The sequence below is a fragment of the Streptomyces sp. NPDC054883 genome (genome assembly GCF_053610645.1).
The window spans coordinates 16813-32840 of the sequence record NZ_JBSGYT010000045.1; the positions used below are offsets into that span (position 1 = coordinate 16813).

The 16028-nt window shown below is 73.5% G+C and carries 16 protein-coding genes and 1 pseudogene; 13 read left to right on the plus strand and 4 right to left on the minus strand.

Annotated elements, in window-relative coordinates:
- Window positions 1-50: 50 nt before the first annotated feature.
- Complete coding sequence (locus tag ACWGH1_RS27275; RefSeq protein WP_453354283.1) at window positions 51-1565, minus strand: alpha/beta hydrolase; 1515 nt, start codon at window positions 1563-1565, stop codon at window positions 51-53.
- Window positions 1566-1866: 301 nt separating this feature from the next.
- On the opposite strand from ACWGH1_RS27275, the gene ACWGH1_RS27280 reads away from it, so the two are divergent.
- Window positions 1867-2286, plus strand: coding sequence for a GNAT family N-acetyltransferase (locus ACWGH1_RS27280; RefSeq protein ID WP_453354284.1), 420 nt, complete (start codon window positions 1867-1869; stop codon window positions 2284-2286).
- A gap of 47 nt (window positions 2287-2333) precedes the next feature.
- Window positions 2334-3191: pseudogene (locus ACWGH1_RS27285) on the plus strand (SigB/SigF/SigG family RNA polymerase sigma factor); the annotation flags it as partial.
- On the opposite strand, the gene ACWGH1_RS27290 reads toward ACWGH1_RS27285, so the two are convergent.
- Window positions 3184-3597 carry an ATP-binding protein gene (locus tag ACWGH1_RS27290; RefSeq protein WP_453354288.1) on the minus strand — a complete coding sequence of 138 codons (414 nt, stop codon included), beginning with the start codon at window positions 3595-3597 and terminating at the stop codon, window positions 3184-3186. The pseudogene ACWGH1_RS27285 and the gene ACWGH1_RS27290 overlap by 8 nt on opposite strands.
- A 546-nt stretch (window positions 3598-4143) precedes the next feature.
- Here ACWGH1_RS27290 and ACWGH1_RS27295 point away from each other — a divergent pair.
- Together ACWGH1_RS27295 and pucL are read left to right on the plus strand one after the other, a co-directional pair.
- The gene (locus ACWGH1_RS27295; RefSeq protein WP_453354285.1) at window positions 4144-5493 is read left to right on the plus strand and encodes an aminotransferase class III-fold pyridoxal phosphate-dependent enzyme; all 1350 of its coding nucleotides are present in this window, start codon (window positions 4144-4146) and stop codon (window positions 5491-5493) included.
- Window positions 5494-5786: 293 nt separating this feature from the next.
- Window positions 5787-6704 carry a factor-independent urate hydroxylase gene (gene pucL / locus ACWGH1_RS27300; RefSeq protein WP_453409085.1) on the plus strand — a complete coding sequence of 306 codons (918 nt, stop codon included), beginning with the start codon at window positions 5787-5789 and terminating at the stop codon, window positions 6702-6704.
- Between the two features lie 34 nt (window positions 6705-6738).
- Here pucL and ACWGH1_RS27305 read toward each other — a convergent pair whose 3' ends face one another.
- Window positions 6739-7215: a histidine phosphatase family protein gene (locus ACWGH1_RS27305; protein ID WP_453356711.1), complete on the minus strand. Its 477-nt coding sequence runs from the start codon at window positions 7213-7215 to the stop codon at window positions 6739-6741.
- A gap of 255 nt (window positions 7216-7470) precedes the next feature.
- Here ACWGH1_RS27305 and ACWGH1_RS27310 point away from each other — a divergent pair, with 255 nt between their 5' ends.
- The 6 genes from ACWGH1_RS27310 (at window position 7471) to ACWGH1_RS27335 (ending at window position 10336) form a co-directional block, all read left to right on the plus strand.
- Window positions 7471-7686 carry a CbtB domain-containing protein gene (locus ACWGH1_RS27310; protein ID WP_453356710.1) on the plus strand — a complete coding sequence of 72 codons (216 nt, stop codon included), beginning with the start codon at window positions 7471-7473 and terminating at the stop codon, window positions 7684-7686.
- A gap of 18 nt (window positions 7687-7704) precedes the next feature.
- Window positions 7705-8463 (plus strand): CbtA family protein, encoded by a 759-nt coding sequence (locus tag ACWGH1_RS27315; protein ID WP_453356709.1) that lies wholly within the window; start codon window positions 7705-7707, stop codon window positions 8461-8463.
- Window positions 8464-8484: 21 nt separating this feature from the next.
- Complete coding sequence (locus tag ACWGH1_RS27320; protein ID WP_453356708.1) at window positions 8485-8730, plus strand: hypothetical protein; 246 nt, start codon at window positions 8485-8487, stop codon at window positions 8728-8730.
- A gap of 230 nt (window positions 8731-8960) precedes the next feature.
- Window positions 8961-9605: a hypothetical protein gene (locus ACWGH1_RS27325; RefSeq protein WP_453356707.1), complete on the plus strand. Its 645-nt coding sequence runs from the start codon at window positions 8961-8963 to the stop codon at window positions 9603-9605.
- Window positions 9606-9732: 127 nt separating this feature from the next.
- Entirely contained in the window at window positions 9733-10083 is a 351-nt protein-coding gene (locus ACWGH1_RS27330; RefSeq protein WP_453356706.1) for a hypothetical protein, read from the plus strand.
- Window positions 10084-10183: 100 nt separating this feature from the next.
- Window positions 10184-10336, plus strand: a complete 153-nt coding sequence (locus tag ACWGH1_RS27335; RefSeq protein ID WP_453409086.1) for a hypothetical protein — start codon at window positions 10184-10186, stop codon at window positions 10334-10336.
- A gap of 65 nt (window positions 10337-10401) precedes the next feature.
- On the opposite strand, the gene ACWGH1_RS27340 is transcribed toward ACWGH1_RS27335, so the two are convergent.
- Window positions 10402-10812, minus strand: coding sequence for a hypothetical protein (locus tag ACWGH1_RS27340; RefSeq protein ID WP_453356488.1), 411 nt, complete (start codon window positions 10810-10812; stop codon window positions 10402-10404).
- Window positions 10813-10968: 156 nt separating this feature from the next.
- On the opposite strand from ACWGH1_RS27340, the gene ACWGH1_RS27345 reads away from it, so the two are divergent.
- From ACWGH1_RS27345 to ACWGH1_RS27355, 3 genes are all read left to right on the plus strand, one after another.
- Window positions 10969-11796 (plus strand): hypothetical protein, encoded by an 828-nt coding sequence (locus ACWGH1_RS27345; RefSeq protein WP_453356489.1) that lies wholly within the window; start codon window positions 10969-10971, stop codon window positions 11794-11796.
- Between the two features lie 103 nt (window positions 11797-11899).
- On the plus strand, window positions 11900-13915 hold the full coding sequence (locus ACWGH1_RS27350; RefSeq protein WP_453356490.1) for an FUSC family protein: 2016 nt from the start codon (window positions 11900-11902) through the stop codon (window positions 13913-13915).
- A gap of 294 nt (window positions 13916-14209) precedes the next feature.
- Window positions 14210-15943 carry a VWA domain-containing protein gene (locus ACWGH1_RS27355; RefSeq protein WP_453409087.1) on the plus strand — a complete coding sequence of 578 codons (1734 nt, stop codon included), beginning with the start codon at window positions 14210-14212 and terminating at the stop codon, window positions 15941-15943.
- Window positions 15944-16028: the final 85 nt, after the last annotated feature.

Below are 16028 nucleotides of genomic sequence, written 5' to 3' on the forward strand. Positions count from 1 at the left end.
CGGTTCTCCCTGTCCTGCACCCTGTCCTGCACTCAGGGTAGGTGCGGGGGTCAGCTCCCGCAGTACGTGTCGCCCTGCGGCCGCTGCCCCGTGGTGAGGAACCGGGTCACCGCCCGGTCGCCGCAGGCGTTGCCGGTGCCCAGGTAGGAGCCGTGGCCGCCCGCGTCGACGGTGACCAGCCGGGCCCGCCCGCCGAGCGCCTCGCGCATCTTGAGGGCGCCGGAGTACGGGGTGGAGGGGTCCCGCAGGTTCTGGATCATCAGGACATTGGACGGCCCCTTCGCGGTGATCCGGGTGGGCCGCTCCGCCGGGCGGTCCTTCCAGAAGGCGCAGGGGGTGATGTTCGCCGGCATTCCGCCCGTGAGCGGGTGCGCGGTCCGGTCGGCGGCGACGGCGCGCTCGTACGCGGCGACGTCCCCGGGCCAGCTCACGTCGTTGCAGATGACCCCGACCGTCACCGCCGCGTCCGGGTCCGGCATGGGTCCGGAGACGTCGGGTGTCAGCACGGGTTCGGCGGCCGGGTCCTGAGCGGCCCGCAGGAGCCGGGCGAAGGGGGCGAAGGAGTTGCCGTAGAGGCTGGTCTGGAGCGCCTGGCGCAGCCGGGCGCCGGTCAGCGGCACGCCCGGGACGTTCGACCGCCGGGGCTCCCGGTCCAGCTCCGCCGCGACCTCCAGGAACAGGGGGCGGACGTCCTCGGGGTGTGCGGCGAGCCGAAGGCCCTCGGCGTCCCTGGCCGGGTCGGCCGCCCAGGCCGCGAAGTCGGGGAAGCGGTCGTCGGCGCCGGCCGACATGTTCGCGAGCCAGCCGCGCGCGACGCGGGACGGGTCGGGGTCACCGCTGCTGTCCAGCACCCAGCGGTCGGTGTGCTCGGGGAACCGCTGCGCGTACACCGCACCCACGTAGCTCCCGTACGAGGTGCCCCACGCGGACAGTTTCCGCTCGCCCAGCGCCTGCCGCAGGCGGTCGATGTCGCGCACCTCGTTGGCGGTGGTGAAGCTGCGCAGTTCGGGCCCGCCGTGCTCGGCGCAGGCCTCGGCGACCCTGCGCGAGCGCGCCACGTTCTCGGCGATCGAGCCGTCGGGGCCGGGCCAGGAGCGCAGGGTGACCAGGTGCCGGTCCTCCTCGGCCAGCCCGCAGGAGGCGGTGGTGCTGTCGCCGACGCCGCGCGGGTCCAGGGAGACGAGGTCGTACGCGCCGGCCGTCTCCCGGGCCAGATCCGGGCCCTTCGAGGTGAGCCGCTTGACGCCGGAGCTGCCCGGCCCGCCGGGGATCACCAGCAGGGTTCCGCGCCGGGCCTGCGGGCGGTCGCTGCGCAGCCGGGACACGGCGAGACCGAGCTGCCGGCCGCCCGGGTCGCGGTAGTCGAGCGGGACGGGCAGCGTCGCGCACTGCTGCCCGGGCAGGGCGCCCCGGTGGGTGCAGTCCTTCCACTCCAGGGCGGGCACGGTGGCGGCGGACCCGGTCAGGGCGGTGGCCCGCGGGGCGGCGGCGCCGGTCAGGGCGGTGACGACGGCCAGGGCGGAAAGGGCGACGGCGGCGGCCTTGCGGCGGCGGTGTGTGGGCATGACCCCATGTTTCTCGACGGCGCGGCGCCGCCCCATCCGGCTGCCGGGACGGCCGTACGGGGGCTGGCCCCCCGGGGGAGCCCCGCGCGCACGGTCCGCGTGCCTACGCTGACGCCCATGACGACGCTGCTGCGCGGGGTGCCCGAGGGGGCCGGAGCCCGGGAACGGGTCGCCGAGCTGTACTGGCGGGCCTGCGGGGCGGCTCGGCGCCGCGCTGGGCCCCGCCCAGGCCGGACGGCGGTTCATCGCCGCGCACCTGGCCCCGGACCGGGCGCTGACCGCCGTCGCGGAGGACGGCCGGGTGCTGGGCGTGGCCGGGTACCGGCTCGCCGGGCGGGGCCTGGTGGGCGGTGACACGGCCGCGGTGCGGGCTGAGTACGGGCAGGTCAAGGGCCTGTGGCGGGCGTACCTGCGGGCCCTGCTGGAGCCCGCGCCGGGGAGCGGCGAGCTCGTCGTGGACGGCGTCGCCGTGGACCCGGGCGGGCCGGGGCGGGGCGTGGAGGCGCTGCTGCTGGAGGGCGTCGAAGCGGTCGCCGCCGAGCAGGGGTGCCGCCGGATCCGGCTGGAGGTGGCCGCCGGTGATCCGGCTGCCCTGGCCCGCTACGAGGGGCTCGGCTTCCGGGCGGTCCTGGTGCCGCGGACGTCCTGGCCCCGGGAGGTACTGGGCCTCGGGACGGTGACGACCCTGCACAAAACCGTGCTGCCGCAACCCGGGGAGTGAACCGGAAAGCGGGAAAAACTTCCGGGTACGGAATGGTTGGGACGGGTATATCCCCCTGGACAGCGCAACGACGGCCCCTTCGCGGGACCCCTCCGTCGCAGGAGCGCAGACTGATGGAACGTACAGAGCTCACAGACGTCGCGACCCACGAGGCCAGGGCCCTCTCGGTGGCCCTGTTCCGCAGGCTGGCCTGGCTGGAGGAAGGCACCGCCGAGTACTCGTACGTCCGCAACACCCTCGTCGAGCTGAACATCAGCCTGGTGCGGTACGCCGCCCGGCGCTTCCGGGGCCGCAGCGAGCCGATGGAAGACATCGTCCAGGTCGGCACGATCGGCCTGATCAAGGCCATCAACCGGTTCGACCCGGATCGCGGTGTCGAGTTCACCTCGTTCGCCATGCCCACCATCACCGGCGAGATCAAACGGTTCTTCCGCGACACCAGCTGGGCCGTCAAGGTGCCCCGCCGGCTCCAGGAGCTGCGCATCGACACGGCCAAGGCCCATGACGCCCTGGAACAGGACCTCGGCCGCGAGCCGACCGACACGGAACTCGCCGAGCAGCTGCACGTGACGCCGGAGGAACTGGTCGAGGGCCGCAAGGCCGCGCGAGCCTACTCCGCGCGCTCCCTGGACGCCCCCGCGCAGGAGGAGAGCGACCACGACCCCTACGCCGCGCCGACGGCGCTGGGCGAGGAGGAGCCCGCGTACGACCTGATCGAGTGCCTGGAGTCGCTCAAGCCGATGCTGGCCGGGCTCTCCCCGCGCGAGCGGACGCTGCTGGAGCTGCGCTTCGGGCAGGAGCTCACGCAGTCCGAGATCGGCGGGTTGCTGGGACTGTCGCAGATGCACGTCTCGCGGCTGCTGAACCGGACCCTGACCCGGCTCCGCGAGGAGTTCCTCACGGACGCGGAGGAGGAGCAGAGCCGTCCCGAGAACTGTCCCGAGACCCGTCCCGGGGCCCCGGGGTGCCGTCGGTCAGCGGCGGACGGCCCGGACCGGGGAACGGAGCGGGGCGCGGGTCGCGGGGCAGAGCGGGAGGCGGCACTTCCAGCCAGACCGTCTTCCCGGGAAACGCACCGCCGGACGGTTCGGCGCCCCACTTCGTCGCGAGCCGTTCCAGCACGATGAGGCCGTGGCCGCCGGGCCGGCTGCGGTCGCCCGGCGGGCGGCGGCGGGGCGGCTCGGGGCTGTCGTCGCTGACTTCCACCCGCAGGCCCTCCGGGCTGTGACGCAGGACCAGCTCACGGGGGCCTCCGGCGTGCAGGCAGGCATTGGTGACGACCTCCGAGACCAGCAGGAGCACGTCTTCCATCGCCTCGGGGTCACGGGGCCACTGCCAGTCCGTGAGCGCCTGCCTCGTGAAGTCCCGGCAACGGGTCACGACACCGGTCGTCGCGCCGCCCAGGACCAGCCTCCGAGTCTGCTCGGCCACAGGGCCTCCCGTCTCCGCGCGCACGTGTCCGCGCGCCCGTCTCCGCGCGCACTCCTGCGCGCCGCACCTACCCCCGCCCGGGGCGACCAATCCCGATATTCCTTTATGCACCCCTTCCCGACCACCCCCGGAAGCGCCTCGGGTTGGCGTCGGGCATCTTCCGTATGGCGGGAACCCGATTCCGCAATGTGAGCCGGCCCACCGGCACGGACTCGCCCGACGCACGCCACGGGCGCTTCGGCCGGGACGTTTCCCACCCCCGTGCGGAAACCTCCCGGGCCGCCTCCCCCGGCCGCCCCGACGAGCCCGTTCCGGTGACCGGCGGCCGACGCTAGTCCGGCCGCGGGCCCGCGTCGAAGCCCCTCCGCCGGATCCGTCAGGTCCGGCGGGGCAGTTGTCCACATTCTGGACAACTACCCTCGGATTATGAACGCAGCCGCCGACGCCCACGCCGCCGTGAAAGACGCCGACCGGAAGCACGTCTTCCACTCCTGGTCGGCGCAGGAACTCATCGATCCGCTCGCCGTCGCGGGGGCCGAGGGTTCGTACTTCTGGGACTACGAGGGCAACCGCTTCCTCGACTTCTCCAGCGCGCTCGTCTACACGAACATCGGCTACCAGCACCCCAAGGTCGCCGCCGCCATCGCGGAGCAGGCCGGGAAGCTCTGCACCGTCGCCCCCGGTTTCGCCGTGGACGTCCGCTCCGAGGCCGCCCGCCTCATCGCCGAGCGCACCCCCGGTGACCTCGACAAGGTCTTCTTCACCAATGCCGGCGCCGAGGCCGTCGAGAACGCCGTCCGGATGGCCCGCGTGCACACCGGCCGGCCGAAGGTACTGGCCGCGTACCGCTCGTACCACGGCGCCACGTCCGCCGCGATCAACCTGACCGGCGACGCCCGGCGCTTCGGCAACGACTCGGCGACCGCCGGCGTCGTGCACTTCTGGGGCCCGTTCCGCTACCGCTCGCCCTTCCACGCCGCCACCGACGCCGAAGAGAGCGCCCGCGCCCTGCGCCACCTCGAGGACACCATCGTCTTCGAAGGCCCCCGGTCGATCGCCGCGGTCATCCTGGAGACGGTCGGCGGCGCCCCCGGCGTGCTCGTGCCGCCGCCCGGCTACCTGGCCGGGGTGCGCGAGCTCTGCGACCGCCACGGCATCGTCTTCATCCTGGACGAGGTCATGGTCGGCTTCGGCCGCACCGGCAAGTGGTTCGCCTGCGAGCACTGGGACGTCACCCCCGACCTGCTGTGCTTCGCCAAGGGCGTCACCAGCGGGTACGTGCCGCTCGGCGGCGTCGCCATCTCCGCCGCGATCGCCGAGACCTTCGCCCGCCGGCCCTACCCGGGCGGGCTGACGTACTCCGGCCACGTGCTGGCCTGCGCCGCCGCGGTCGCCACCATCACCACGATGGAGGAGGAGGGCATCGTCGAGCAGTCCGCCCGCACCGGCGCCGAGCTGCTGGGGCCGGGCCTGCGCGCGCTCGCCGAGCGGCACCCGTCCGTCGGCGAGGTCCGGGGCCTGGGCACCTTCTGGGCGCTGGAGCTGGTGCGGGACGCACAGACGGGCGAGCCGCTCGTCCCGTACAACGCCTCGGGCGGCGACAACGCGCCGATGGCCGCGTTCGGGGCGGCCTGCAAGAAGGGCGGCCTGTGGCCGCTGACCGCCGGCAACCGGATCCACGTCGCGCCGCCGTGCAACATCTCGGAGCAGGACGTGGCCAAGGGCCTGGCGATCCTCGACGAGGCCCTGTCGGTGGCAGACGCGCACATGGCCTGACCTGCGCGAACCGCCCCGCTGCTGTGGGGTCGCCCAATCCGTGGGTGCGGGTGTTCGGATGATCCGTGCGGTGGAGATCGCGCCATGCGCGTGTTGCAATCCGGGGAGCGGTACGGAGCAGCACCGCGCACCACCCAGCACCTACGGACCGGGATGCACGTCAGTCCCGGGGCGGCCCCGCGCGGGTCGAACGGCGGGGAGCGGCACGCCTTCTTTCGGGCGGACGCTGGACGCCGGGCGTACGGGATCCAGACCACCGGACTCCGTGTTCCCGAGACCCGAAGGAAGACAGCATGAGCAAGCACGTCCTGGCCCAGAACCAGTACGGCAAGGCCGAGAACCGCGTCGTCAAGGTCACCCGCAAGGGCAGCGACGGTTCGTGGCACGAGATCCGTGACCTGAACGTCTCGGTCGCGCTCCGCGGTGAGTTCCGCGACGTCCACCTGACCGGCGACAACGCCAACTGCCTTCCGACGGACACCACGAAGAACACGGTGTACGCCTTCGCCAAGGAACACGGCATCGACTCGCCCGAGGCCTTCGGCATCCTCCTCGCCAAGCACTTCGTCTCCTCCCAGGAGCCGATCCGCGAGGCGCAGATCCGCATCGAGGAGTACGTCTGGGACCGGATCCCGGTGCCGACGCGCAAGGAACAGCACTCTTTCGTCCGCAAGGGACAGGAAGTGCGCACCGCGCAGGTCATGTACAGCGAGACGACCGGGCTCCAGGTCATCTCGGGCCTGAAGGACCTGACGGTGATGAACTCGACGAACTCCGAGTTCCACGGCTACATCAAGGACAAGTACACGACGCTCCAGGAGGCGTACGACCGCATCCTGGCCACCAAGGTCACCGCCCGCTGGGCGCACTCGGCGCTGGCCGCCGACGACGCCGGGTACGACTGGGACCGGTCGTACAAGAAGGCCCGCAAGCACCTGCTCGACGCGTTCGCGGAGACGTACTCGTACTCGCTCCAGCAGACCCTGAACCAGATGGCCGAGCGGGTGCTGGACCACTGCCCGCGGATCAACGAGGTCCGGCTGAACCTGCCCAACAAGCACCACTTCCTGGTCGACCTGGAGCCCTTCGGCCTCAAGAACGACAACGAGGTCTACTTCGCGGCGGACCGGATGTACGGCCTGATCGAGGGCACCATCCACCGGGACGGGGTGCAGCCGGTCATCGCGACCAGCGACTGGATCGTCGCGTAACGACCGCGCGCGCCGTACGGCCCGCGCGCGCCGTTCAGTTCGGCCCGGACCGCGTCGCGGGGTCCGGGCCGTCCGGCTGTCCCACGAGCAGGTTCCAGCGCCCGGAGCGTCCGGTGAGGGTGGTGACGGCCTGCGGCCGGACGTCCAGCCGCCAGAAGGCCGCCGCGGGCAGCTCCAGGGCGTACACCACGGCCGCCCGTACGACGGCCTGCTCCACCACCGCGCGGTAGCTGCCGGGCACGAGCCCGGCGAGGTGGGCGCCCGTGCGCGCGATCAGGGCCGCCACCGGTTCCCCGCCGCCCGGGGGCGCGTACGACGGATCCGTGAGCCACTGCCCGACCGCCTCCGGGTCCCCGGCGGCGACCTCGTCCAGGGTCCGGCCCGCCCACTCCCCCATGTCGGGGCCGCGCAGGCCGTCGTGTCCGGGGCAGGGCTCTCCGTACCCGAACCGCCCTTGCCGGGCGGCCGGTCCGAGCGGTGGCGTCACCAGACGCAGGCGTACAACGGGCATGGGAAAAGGGTAGGGCCGGCGGGCGGGCGCGCGCCCGGGGCGTGAGACGGCGCCCACACGCCGTGGTGTTCAAGCCAGGCGCGCGGTACGGTCACGGACGACATGACGACGGTATGACGGAAGTACCGGTGAGAATCCGGCACGGTCGCGCCACTGTGAAACCTCCCGCAGGAGTACGGGGAGGGAAGTCAGACCCGCCACCTTCGTCAAAGAGCACCACTGACCGGGACGCGTGTTCCCTCTGGAGGTTCTGCCATGGCCCACTCTGCCGCGCCCACGACGGCGCCCGCCGCCATTGCCCCGATTTCCCTTTCCGCGCTGGCCCCTTGGGCCGTCTTCGCGGGCATCGTGACGCTCTTCCTGCTCTACCTCGTCGGCGCCGAGCAGGGCGCGACCGCGCTCTTCGAGGGCAACACCGTCCACGAGTGGATGCACGACGGCCGTCACCTCCTCGGCTTCCCCTGCCACTGATCCGGAGTGGCGAACCACATGAACTCCGTATCCCCCCGCGTGTTCCTCGTCCGGGGCATGCTGTCCGGCCTGCTGGCCGGACTGGCCGCCTTCCTCGTCGCCTACGTCCTGGGCGAGTCGAAGGTCGACGCCGCGATCGCCATCGAGGAGGCGGCCTCCGCCGGTCACGACCACGGTGACGAAGCCGCCGCCCCGGTGAGCCGGGCCCTCCAGGCCACGGCCGGACTGGGCACCGGCACCCTGCTCTACGGGGTCGCGCTCGGCGGCATCGCCGCGCTCGTCTTCTGCTACGCCCTGGGCCGCATCGGCCGCTTCGGCCCGCGGGCCACGGCGGCGCTGGTCGCCGGGGGCCTGTTCGTCACCGTGAACCTGGTGCCGTTCTTCAAGTATCCCTCCAACCCCCCGGCCGTCGGCGATCCCGAGACGGTCGTCCACCGCACGACGCTCTTCGTGCTGATGATCGCCTTGAGCGTGCTCCTCGCGTCGGGTGCGCTCATCCTCGGGCGGCGGCTCGCTCCGCGCATGGGCAATTGGAACGCCTCGGTCGTCGCCGCGCTCGCGTTCGTCGTGGCGATCGCCCTCGCGTACGCCTTCCTGCCCGGCATCAACGAGGTACCGGCGGACTTCCCGGCTGTGCTGATCTGGCAGTTCCGGCTCGCGTCCCTCACCATCCAGGCAGCCCTGTGGGCGACTTTCGGCCTGTCCTTCGGATATCTAGCCGAACGCGCACTTGTGCCCGCCACCGCGCCCAAGGAGGCTGTGCAGCCGACAAGTTGACAGGGAAGGGGCCGGTGGCACATGCAGACGGCGATCTGGGAATGGCGAGGCTGGACGGGTGCTGCACCGTTCTGGCTGAGCTCCGTCCTGCTGCTCCTGGCCCCTTTCACCGCCATCACCCTGCTGGCACAGGTCGGCGTCATCGTGGCGCTGGCCGGCCTCGGCGGTCTGGCCCGGCAGCTCTGGTTCGGTGACTACGGGCACCCCGCCATCCATGTGGCCGCCGCGCTGATGGGCGCCACGGCGGCGGCACTGGTGGTGGTCTGAACCCGGCGGTGACCACTCCCGCCTTCCCTCCTCACCCGTACGGGTGCACCGGCCCCGGCGGCCGAAACAGAGCGGGCGCGACCGCCTCCATCTGCGAAGACGCGCCCGGCGTGTTACGACACACCGGTGACATGTCGGCAGTGTCCGGCGCCTGCCGATGTGTGCGGGCGCCGGGAGCGGTCCACTGCTGACAGGATCCGGCCGCCCGAGCCGGACCAGGAGGGAATGCCATGGCCCGCGCCCAGTGGGCCGTCGGTGCGCTGACGGTCACTCTGCTCGGCACCGGCGTAGCGATGTTGCACAGTACCCAGGGCGCCGAGCCCGAGGCCGTCGCCGTGAGTGACGCGCTGCCGTCGCGGGCGCTGGGGCTGACCGGTCACCGGCGTCTCGTGCGGGAGCTGGAGCACGGCGGCGAGTACCCCGGCCAGGCCGGGCCGCACGCTCCCGGCAACGGCTCCCGGCCCGCGCGGGGTTCTTCGGGGAGCGCCGTCCAGCCGATGCGGGTGGCGCGGCCGGTCCGGCTGCGGATCCCGAGCGTGGGTACGGACGTGCGCCTGTCCTCCCGGCACCCGGAAGGCGGGGCCCGCTGGGACCCGGACAGTCCGGCTCCGGGGTCGGCCGGTACCGCCGTCGTCACCGGGAAGGAGCTGCGGCTCTCCGGTCTGCGGCGCGGACGCGTCATCGAGATCGCCCGCGCGGACCACCGTACGGCCGTGTTCACCGTGGAGCGGGTCGTGCCGGTGGAGGCCGACGGAGGGCCGGTCCGGCGGGAGCGGACCGGGCGCCGGGAGCGGGCGGAGCGGGCGGGACTGCGGCTGGTCGGTGCCGACGCCGTCGTCATGGCCCGGCTGACGGGGCGCCACCACACCCGCTGAACCGGGGGCGGCCGCCTGTCAGCCGCCGGGACGCGTATCAGCCGACAGGGGTGTCCTGGTCCCCCCATCGGGCGTTTCTCGGGCAGCCGCGGCACGGTCTTCGGCGCGTCGGGGCACACAGCAGGGCATGAACGGTGCGCGGTACGCGCGGGCGGTGCTGGCGAAGGCCCTGACGGTGGCCTGCGTCGTACTGCTGTGCGTGTTCGGCGCCGGTCCCGCGGCGGCCATGGCCGCCGAGTCCCCTCCTGCCACCACGGCCCCGGCGGAGCCCTCCGACGGGTCCTCGTCGGATCCGGCCCCGGACGTCGAGGCACGGCCTGCCCTGCGGACGTTCGCGCGCGAGACGCCCGACGTACGGCGGCCGCCGTTGGTGTTTCACGTGAAACGTGCCGCTCACCCGCTCCGCGCCACCCCGGACGGGGCGGCCGTGGCGGAGTCGTCGCGGCAGGCGGTACGGAGTGTGGTCCTCCGCTGCTGAGCGGGCCCGGGCGTTTCGTCCCGCCGGCCCGGTCCCGCGAGGTCGAGGCGCCTGCCCGAGCGCGTCCTGCCCACACTCCTGCGACACCGTGAGGTCCGTCATGCCCATCGACCCGTACGCGGCGCTGAACGCCATGATCCGCGCCGAAGCCCTCCGCTCAACTCCGCCGCCGGCCCGACGCCCCGAAGCCGAGGACACCGGCCGGCAGGGCAACCCGCCCCCACGACCGGCCGGGACCACACCGGCGGAGTGAGCTGACGTCGGCGCCGGTCCCGTGCTGGACCGGCGCCGGCGCCGAGGCGTGCCACGCCCGGGATTTCAGTCCTCGTGCGTGTAGTACCAGTAGAACGTGGTGAGTGCGGTGCCCACGGCAACCGCCAGGCCGATCGCCACGGAACGCAGCACCGATTCGTTGGTGAGGCTGAACAGGTAGCCGATGGCGATGCCGCCGAAGGCGCCCCACGAGGCCGCGTGCAGTTCGCGCGCGAGCCGTGGGCCGAAGCGGGCGAGGGCGAACACGCAGCCGGCGAAGACGACGCCGCACAGGATCCCGTAGAAGACGTTGCCGGCGTCGACCGGCCCCATCTGACGCTGGATGAAGGCCGCCCAGACCCCGTAGACGAGGCCGAGCAGCAGGGCAACCATCAGTGCGGTCCTGCTGACGTGCCGCATGTCCGCCCCTGCCATCCGCTGGGGCCGCCGGGGAGCGGTAGGTGCCGCATGTGCCATGGCCAGCTCCTCTCTGTCCACCCTCCAGGGCACACCCGCCGACCCGGGGCGGCAAGTGGATCAACCCGGCCACCCGGGCGACGCGCCGCGTCCGGAGTCACCCGGACGCAGCAGCAGAGCTGGCCCGGCGGGGTACCCGGGGCGTTCCCTGGTGACGTGCGAACCTCGTTGTCGGCGGTACTGATCGTGCTCGTGGCCCTCCTGGTGCCCGCGAGCGCCGTCGCGTACTGGGCCGACCGGGAGCTGGGCGACGCCGATCGCTACACCGCGGCCATGTCACCGCTGGCCCGGAACCCGGCCGTGCAGAACGTGGTCGTCACGGAGGGCACCCGGGCCCTGGCCGGGCAGATCGACGCCGGCCCGTTCCAGGGCGGCGTCGACACCCTGCTCGGCGAGGCCCTGCACTCCTTCGTCGGGACGCCCGCGTACCGGACGGCGTGGGACGCCGCCAACCGCGCCGCGCACGCCGCGTTCTTCCGCGCGCTCACGACCGGGCACGGCGACGCCGTGACCATCGATCTGGCGCCCGTACTCGCCGAGGTCAAGGGGGAACTCGTCGGGGACGGGGTCCCGTTCGCGGACCGCATCCCCGTCACGCACCTGTCCGTGAAGGTCATGGAGTACGACGATCTCGGCGCGCTCCGGAGAGGATTCCGCATGCTCCAGGTCGCCGGCGTCTGGCTTCCCCTGCTGACCCTCGTCCTCGCCGTGGCGGCGGTAGCCGTCGCCGTGCGGCGCCGGCGCGCCGTGCTGGCCACCGGCATCGGGCTCGCCGTGGGGGCGGTGCTGCTGTGGGTCAGCGTCGAAGTCTGCCGCCGCCTGACCCTGGACGATCTGCCGCCCGATGTCGACCGCCCGGCGGCCGGGGCGGTGTACGACGCGCTCACCTCGTTCCTGCGCACCACCGCATGGCTGGTGCTGGCCATCGGGCTCGCCGCCGCGCTGGCCGCATGGCTGACCGGGCGACTGCGCCGCACCCCATAAGCTCGGAACGTACGCAACAGGCCCAGAACTCCACAGAACCCCGTAGAACCCTCCCGGCAGAACCCAGCAGAACCGATTCGCGAGCGGCGCCACGGAAGCGGGAATGACCAGCGAACGACGCACCGAGCACATACCGCCCGGGCAGCCACGGGACCGGCCCGCAGCCCGGCAGGTCCCGCTGTCCCCGCCCGCCTGGCTGCTGAAGGGGCTGCGGCCGAGCAAAGCACCGGTGCCGTGGGCCGCCGTCGTACGCGCCGGGATCGCCCTGTCCGCCCCGCTCGCCGTCGGTTTCGCCCTGGGCGAGCCCGAATACGGCGCGCTCGTCTCGATGGGTGCGCTGTCCGGGGTGATCGGGGACACCGCCGACGCCTATCGGATGCGGATCCTCAACATCGCCGTCCCCCAGGTGTTCGGCGCCGTCGGCGTGGCGCTCGGAACGCTCGTGTTCGGGCACGGCTGGCTGGCGGTGGGCGCCCTCACCCTGATCGCCCTCGTCTCCGGAATGATTTCCTCGATCGGCACCGTCGCGTCCGTCTCCGGGCTGCTGCTCCTGCTCAACGCCGTGGTGGGTGCCGGACTGCCGCTCCCCAAGCCCTGGTGGACCGCGCCGCTGCTGCTCGCCGCCGGCGGACTGTTCGTACTGGCGCTGACCCTGTTGGGCTGGCCGCTGCGCGGACGGCAACCCGAACGGGCCGCCGTCGGGGCCTGCTACCGGGCCCTCGCCGACGCCCTGGAGGCAGCGGGCGGCCCCGACTACGAGGAGCGGCGGCTGGGGGTCACCCACTCCCTGAACCACGCCTACGACCTCGTTCTGGGCCGCCGGGCCCGGGTCCACGGGCGCAACCCCTCCCTCGTGCGGTTGCTGGTCCAGCTGAACGTGCTGGTCCCGCTCGTTGACGCGGCGCCCGCCGTACACCTGAGCGGCCGCCCCCTGCCGCCGGAGGTCCCGGCAGCCGTACGGGAGCTGGGCCGGGTCGTGGAAGAGGGCCCTACGGGGGCGCCCGCGCTGGAACTTCCCCCGCCGCACGGACCGTCCCAGCGGGCCGTCGACAAGGCGCTGCGCTACGCGACGGTCCTGGTGCACGAGGAGGAGCCCGACCCGTACGACATCGACGACCGGCTCGGCAGGCCGGCCGCCCTGCGCGTCCGGGCCGGCCGGGTGGGGCGCGACATGGCGCTGTCGGGGGCTTCCTGGCGCTACGGGCTGCGGCTCGCCCTGTGCATCGGGCTCGCGCAGTCGCTGGTGTCGCTGGTGCCGGTCGAGCGCTCGTACTGGGTCGGCCTGACGGTCACCTTCGTCCTCAAGCCGGACTTCGGTTCGGTGTTCTCGCGGGCGGTGCTGCGGGCGCTGGGCACGGCGGCCGGGCTGGTCCTGGCCGCCGCCGTGCTCTCCGAGGTACCCCGCGGCTGGTGGGACGTACCGGCCATGGCGGTGCTGGCCGCGCTGATCCCGGCGTTCTCCGTCAAGGGGTACGCCTTCCAGACCGCCACGATCACCCCGGTGATCCTGCTGCTGTCGGACCAGCTCAACCATCAGGGCTTCGATCTGATCCTGCCCCGGCTGCTGGACAGTCTGATCGGCTGCGCCATCACCCTGGTCGCGGGGTACCTGTTGTGGCCCGAGAGCTGGCACACCCGGATCGGGGACCGGCTGGCCGAAGCCGTCGAGGACTCGGCCCGGTACGTGGAGCGGGCGTTCGCCGCCGCCGACACGACGGAGGCCGACCGGGCGGCCGCGCGGACCGCCCGGCTCCATGCCCGGCGACGGATCTACCGCGAGCTGTCGGGCGTACGGAGCGAGTTCCAGCGGGCGCTGACCGAGCCGCCGCCCACCGGGGCGCGGGCCGCCGCGTGGTGGCCCCTGGTCGTGGCCGTCGAGCGGATCGTGGACGCCACGACCGCAGCCCGGGTGCGGGTCAACAACGGGGCCGAGCCGCCCGCTCCGGAGGAGGTGGCCGCCGTCACCGTCGAGCTGCGCGGCCTGGCGGAGGGGGTACGGAACAGCAGGACCCCGGAGAAGGTCCGGGTCACCCCGCTGCCGGCGGGGGCGGAGGAGTCCGTACTGGCCCCGGTGCACCAGGAGGTCGCGGCCGCACGGGCCATCGCCACCGAGCACTGACGGTTCGCGGTCACGGCCGGGCCGAACTCCTGCCGGGGGCGGGTCGTTTCACGTGAAACCGCTCCCGGGGTGCCCGGCTGCCATGACGCGGGAGTGAACGCTTCGTGAAACGGGGGCCGTGAAGTAGGCGTTCTGGCGGGCCCCTCGGGGTGCGGAGGTGACAGGAACGCCACGATTGGCGCCCCTGCCGACGTTCCAGCCAAGGGGCCGATAACCTTACGTGTCCACTCTGGGTAGGGATCTACCGCGCAGCACGGACAAATGACGCACGCACACATGCGAAAGGCCTGGCCCATGGGTATTCGGAGCTTGTTGCGCAAGGTGTTCGGACGGTCTCCCGAACCGGTTCCGGATTCGTCGGACGCCCCGTCTGCGGCCGTCCCGAACCAGGCCGAACGTACGCCGCTGGACGTGGCGGCCGAGCTGGTGGCGGCGTCCTTCGACAACCCCACGGTCCCGCCGCAGTCCGCGCCGCGCGACCGCGAGCCGGGCACGGTTCTGACGGCGCCGCCCCAGACGACGGACCCGACGGTCCCGGAGGCCCGCCGTCCGTCGCCGACGGTCACCTCGGAAGCCCCGACCGGCGCCTCCCCGGCCTCGGTTCCCCAGCCGGCCCAGCCGGAGCCGGCGGCGGAACCGGAAGCGGAAGCAACGCCCGCCGCCGAAGCGGAACCCGAGCCGGCCGCGAAGACGGAGGCCGAGGCCGAGGCCGAGACCGCCCCGGAGCCGGCCGCCGCCGAGCCGAAGGCGGAAACCGCACCCGAAGCGGAGCCCGAGCCGAAGGCCGGCGCCGAGCCGGTCGCGAAGACCGAGGCCGAGGCCGCACCGGAGCCCCAGGCCGCGCCCGAGCCGGTGACCGTCACCGAGGCGGTCGCGGAGACCAAGGCCCAGGCCGCCGCCGAGCCGAAGGCCGAGACCGCACGTGCGGTGGAGCCCGAGCCGGTGGCCGCCGCACCCGAGGCGGAGCCGGAAACCGCACCCGAGCCGGTGGCCGCCGCACCCGAGGCGGAGCCGGAAACCGCACCGGAGCCGGTCGCGAAGACCGAGGCGGAGCCGATCGCCGCCGAGCCGGAGGCCGAGAACAAGGCCGAGGCCGCTGCCGCGCCCGAGCAGCCGACCACCGCCGAGCCGGTCCCTGGGACCGAAGCCGAGGCCGCTGCCGCACCTGAGACCGCGCCGGAGGCGGCTGCCACCGAGCCGGAGGCCGAGGCCACGCTTGAGGCTGAGCCGGAAACCGCACCCGAGCCGGTCGCCGCCGAGCCGGAGGCCGAGACCGCACCCGAGGCGGAGCCCGAGCCGGTGGCCGCCGCCGCACCCGGGGCGGAGCCGGAGACGTCCCCCGAGCCCGTCGCCGCCGCGGCAGAGGCCGAGGCGGCGCCCGCCGTCGCGCTCGCCGCCGTGAAGCGGCAGGCACCCGAGGTGGCCGCCGCCTACAAGGCCGCCGGTCAGGTGCTGCGCGGCAAGGGCAAGACCGGGTCGCGCGCCAAGGTGTACCTCGTCCTGGACCGCTCCGGCTCCATGCGCGGGTTCTACAAGGACGGCAGCGCCCAGTACCTCGCCGACCACGCCCTCGCCCTCGCCGCGCACCTGGACGAGGAGGCGACCGTGCACACCGTCTTCTTCTCCACGGAGGTGGACGGCACCGCCGACCTCACCCTCGACGCCCACGACGCCACCTGGGTCGAGTCCCGCCACGCCGAGCTCGGCCGCATGGGACGCACCAGCTACCACGTGGCCGTCGAGGCGGTCGTCGAGCGGTACCAGAAGGACGGCGGCGACCACCGCGCGATCGTGGTGTTCCAGACCGACGGGGCCCCCGACAACCGCCAGCCCGCCAAGCAGGCCCTCGCCGACGCTGCCGGGCACGACATCCACTGGCAGTTCGTCGCCTTCGGCGACCACGACTCCAAGGCCTTCGACTTCCTGCGCAAGCTGGACGCCGAGAACGCCGGCTTCTTCCACGCCGGGCCGGCCCCGCAGGAGCTGACCTCGGCGGCCCTCCTCAAGGGCGTCCTCGACCGCTTCTGAGCAACCCGCACAGCGCGAAGGGCCCGGGATCGGTGATCCCGGGCCCTTCGCGCTGGGTACGACAGGTCCGGCCGGACCGCCGCGG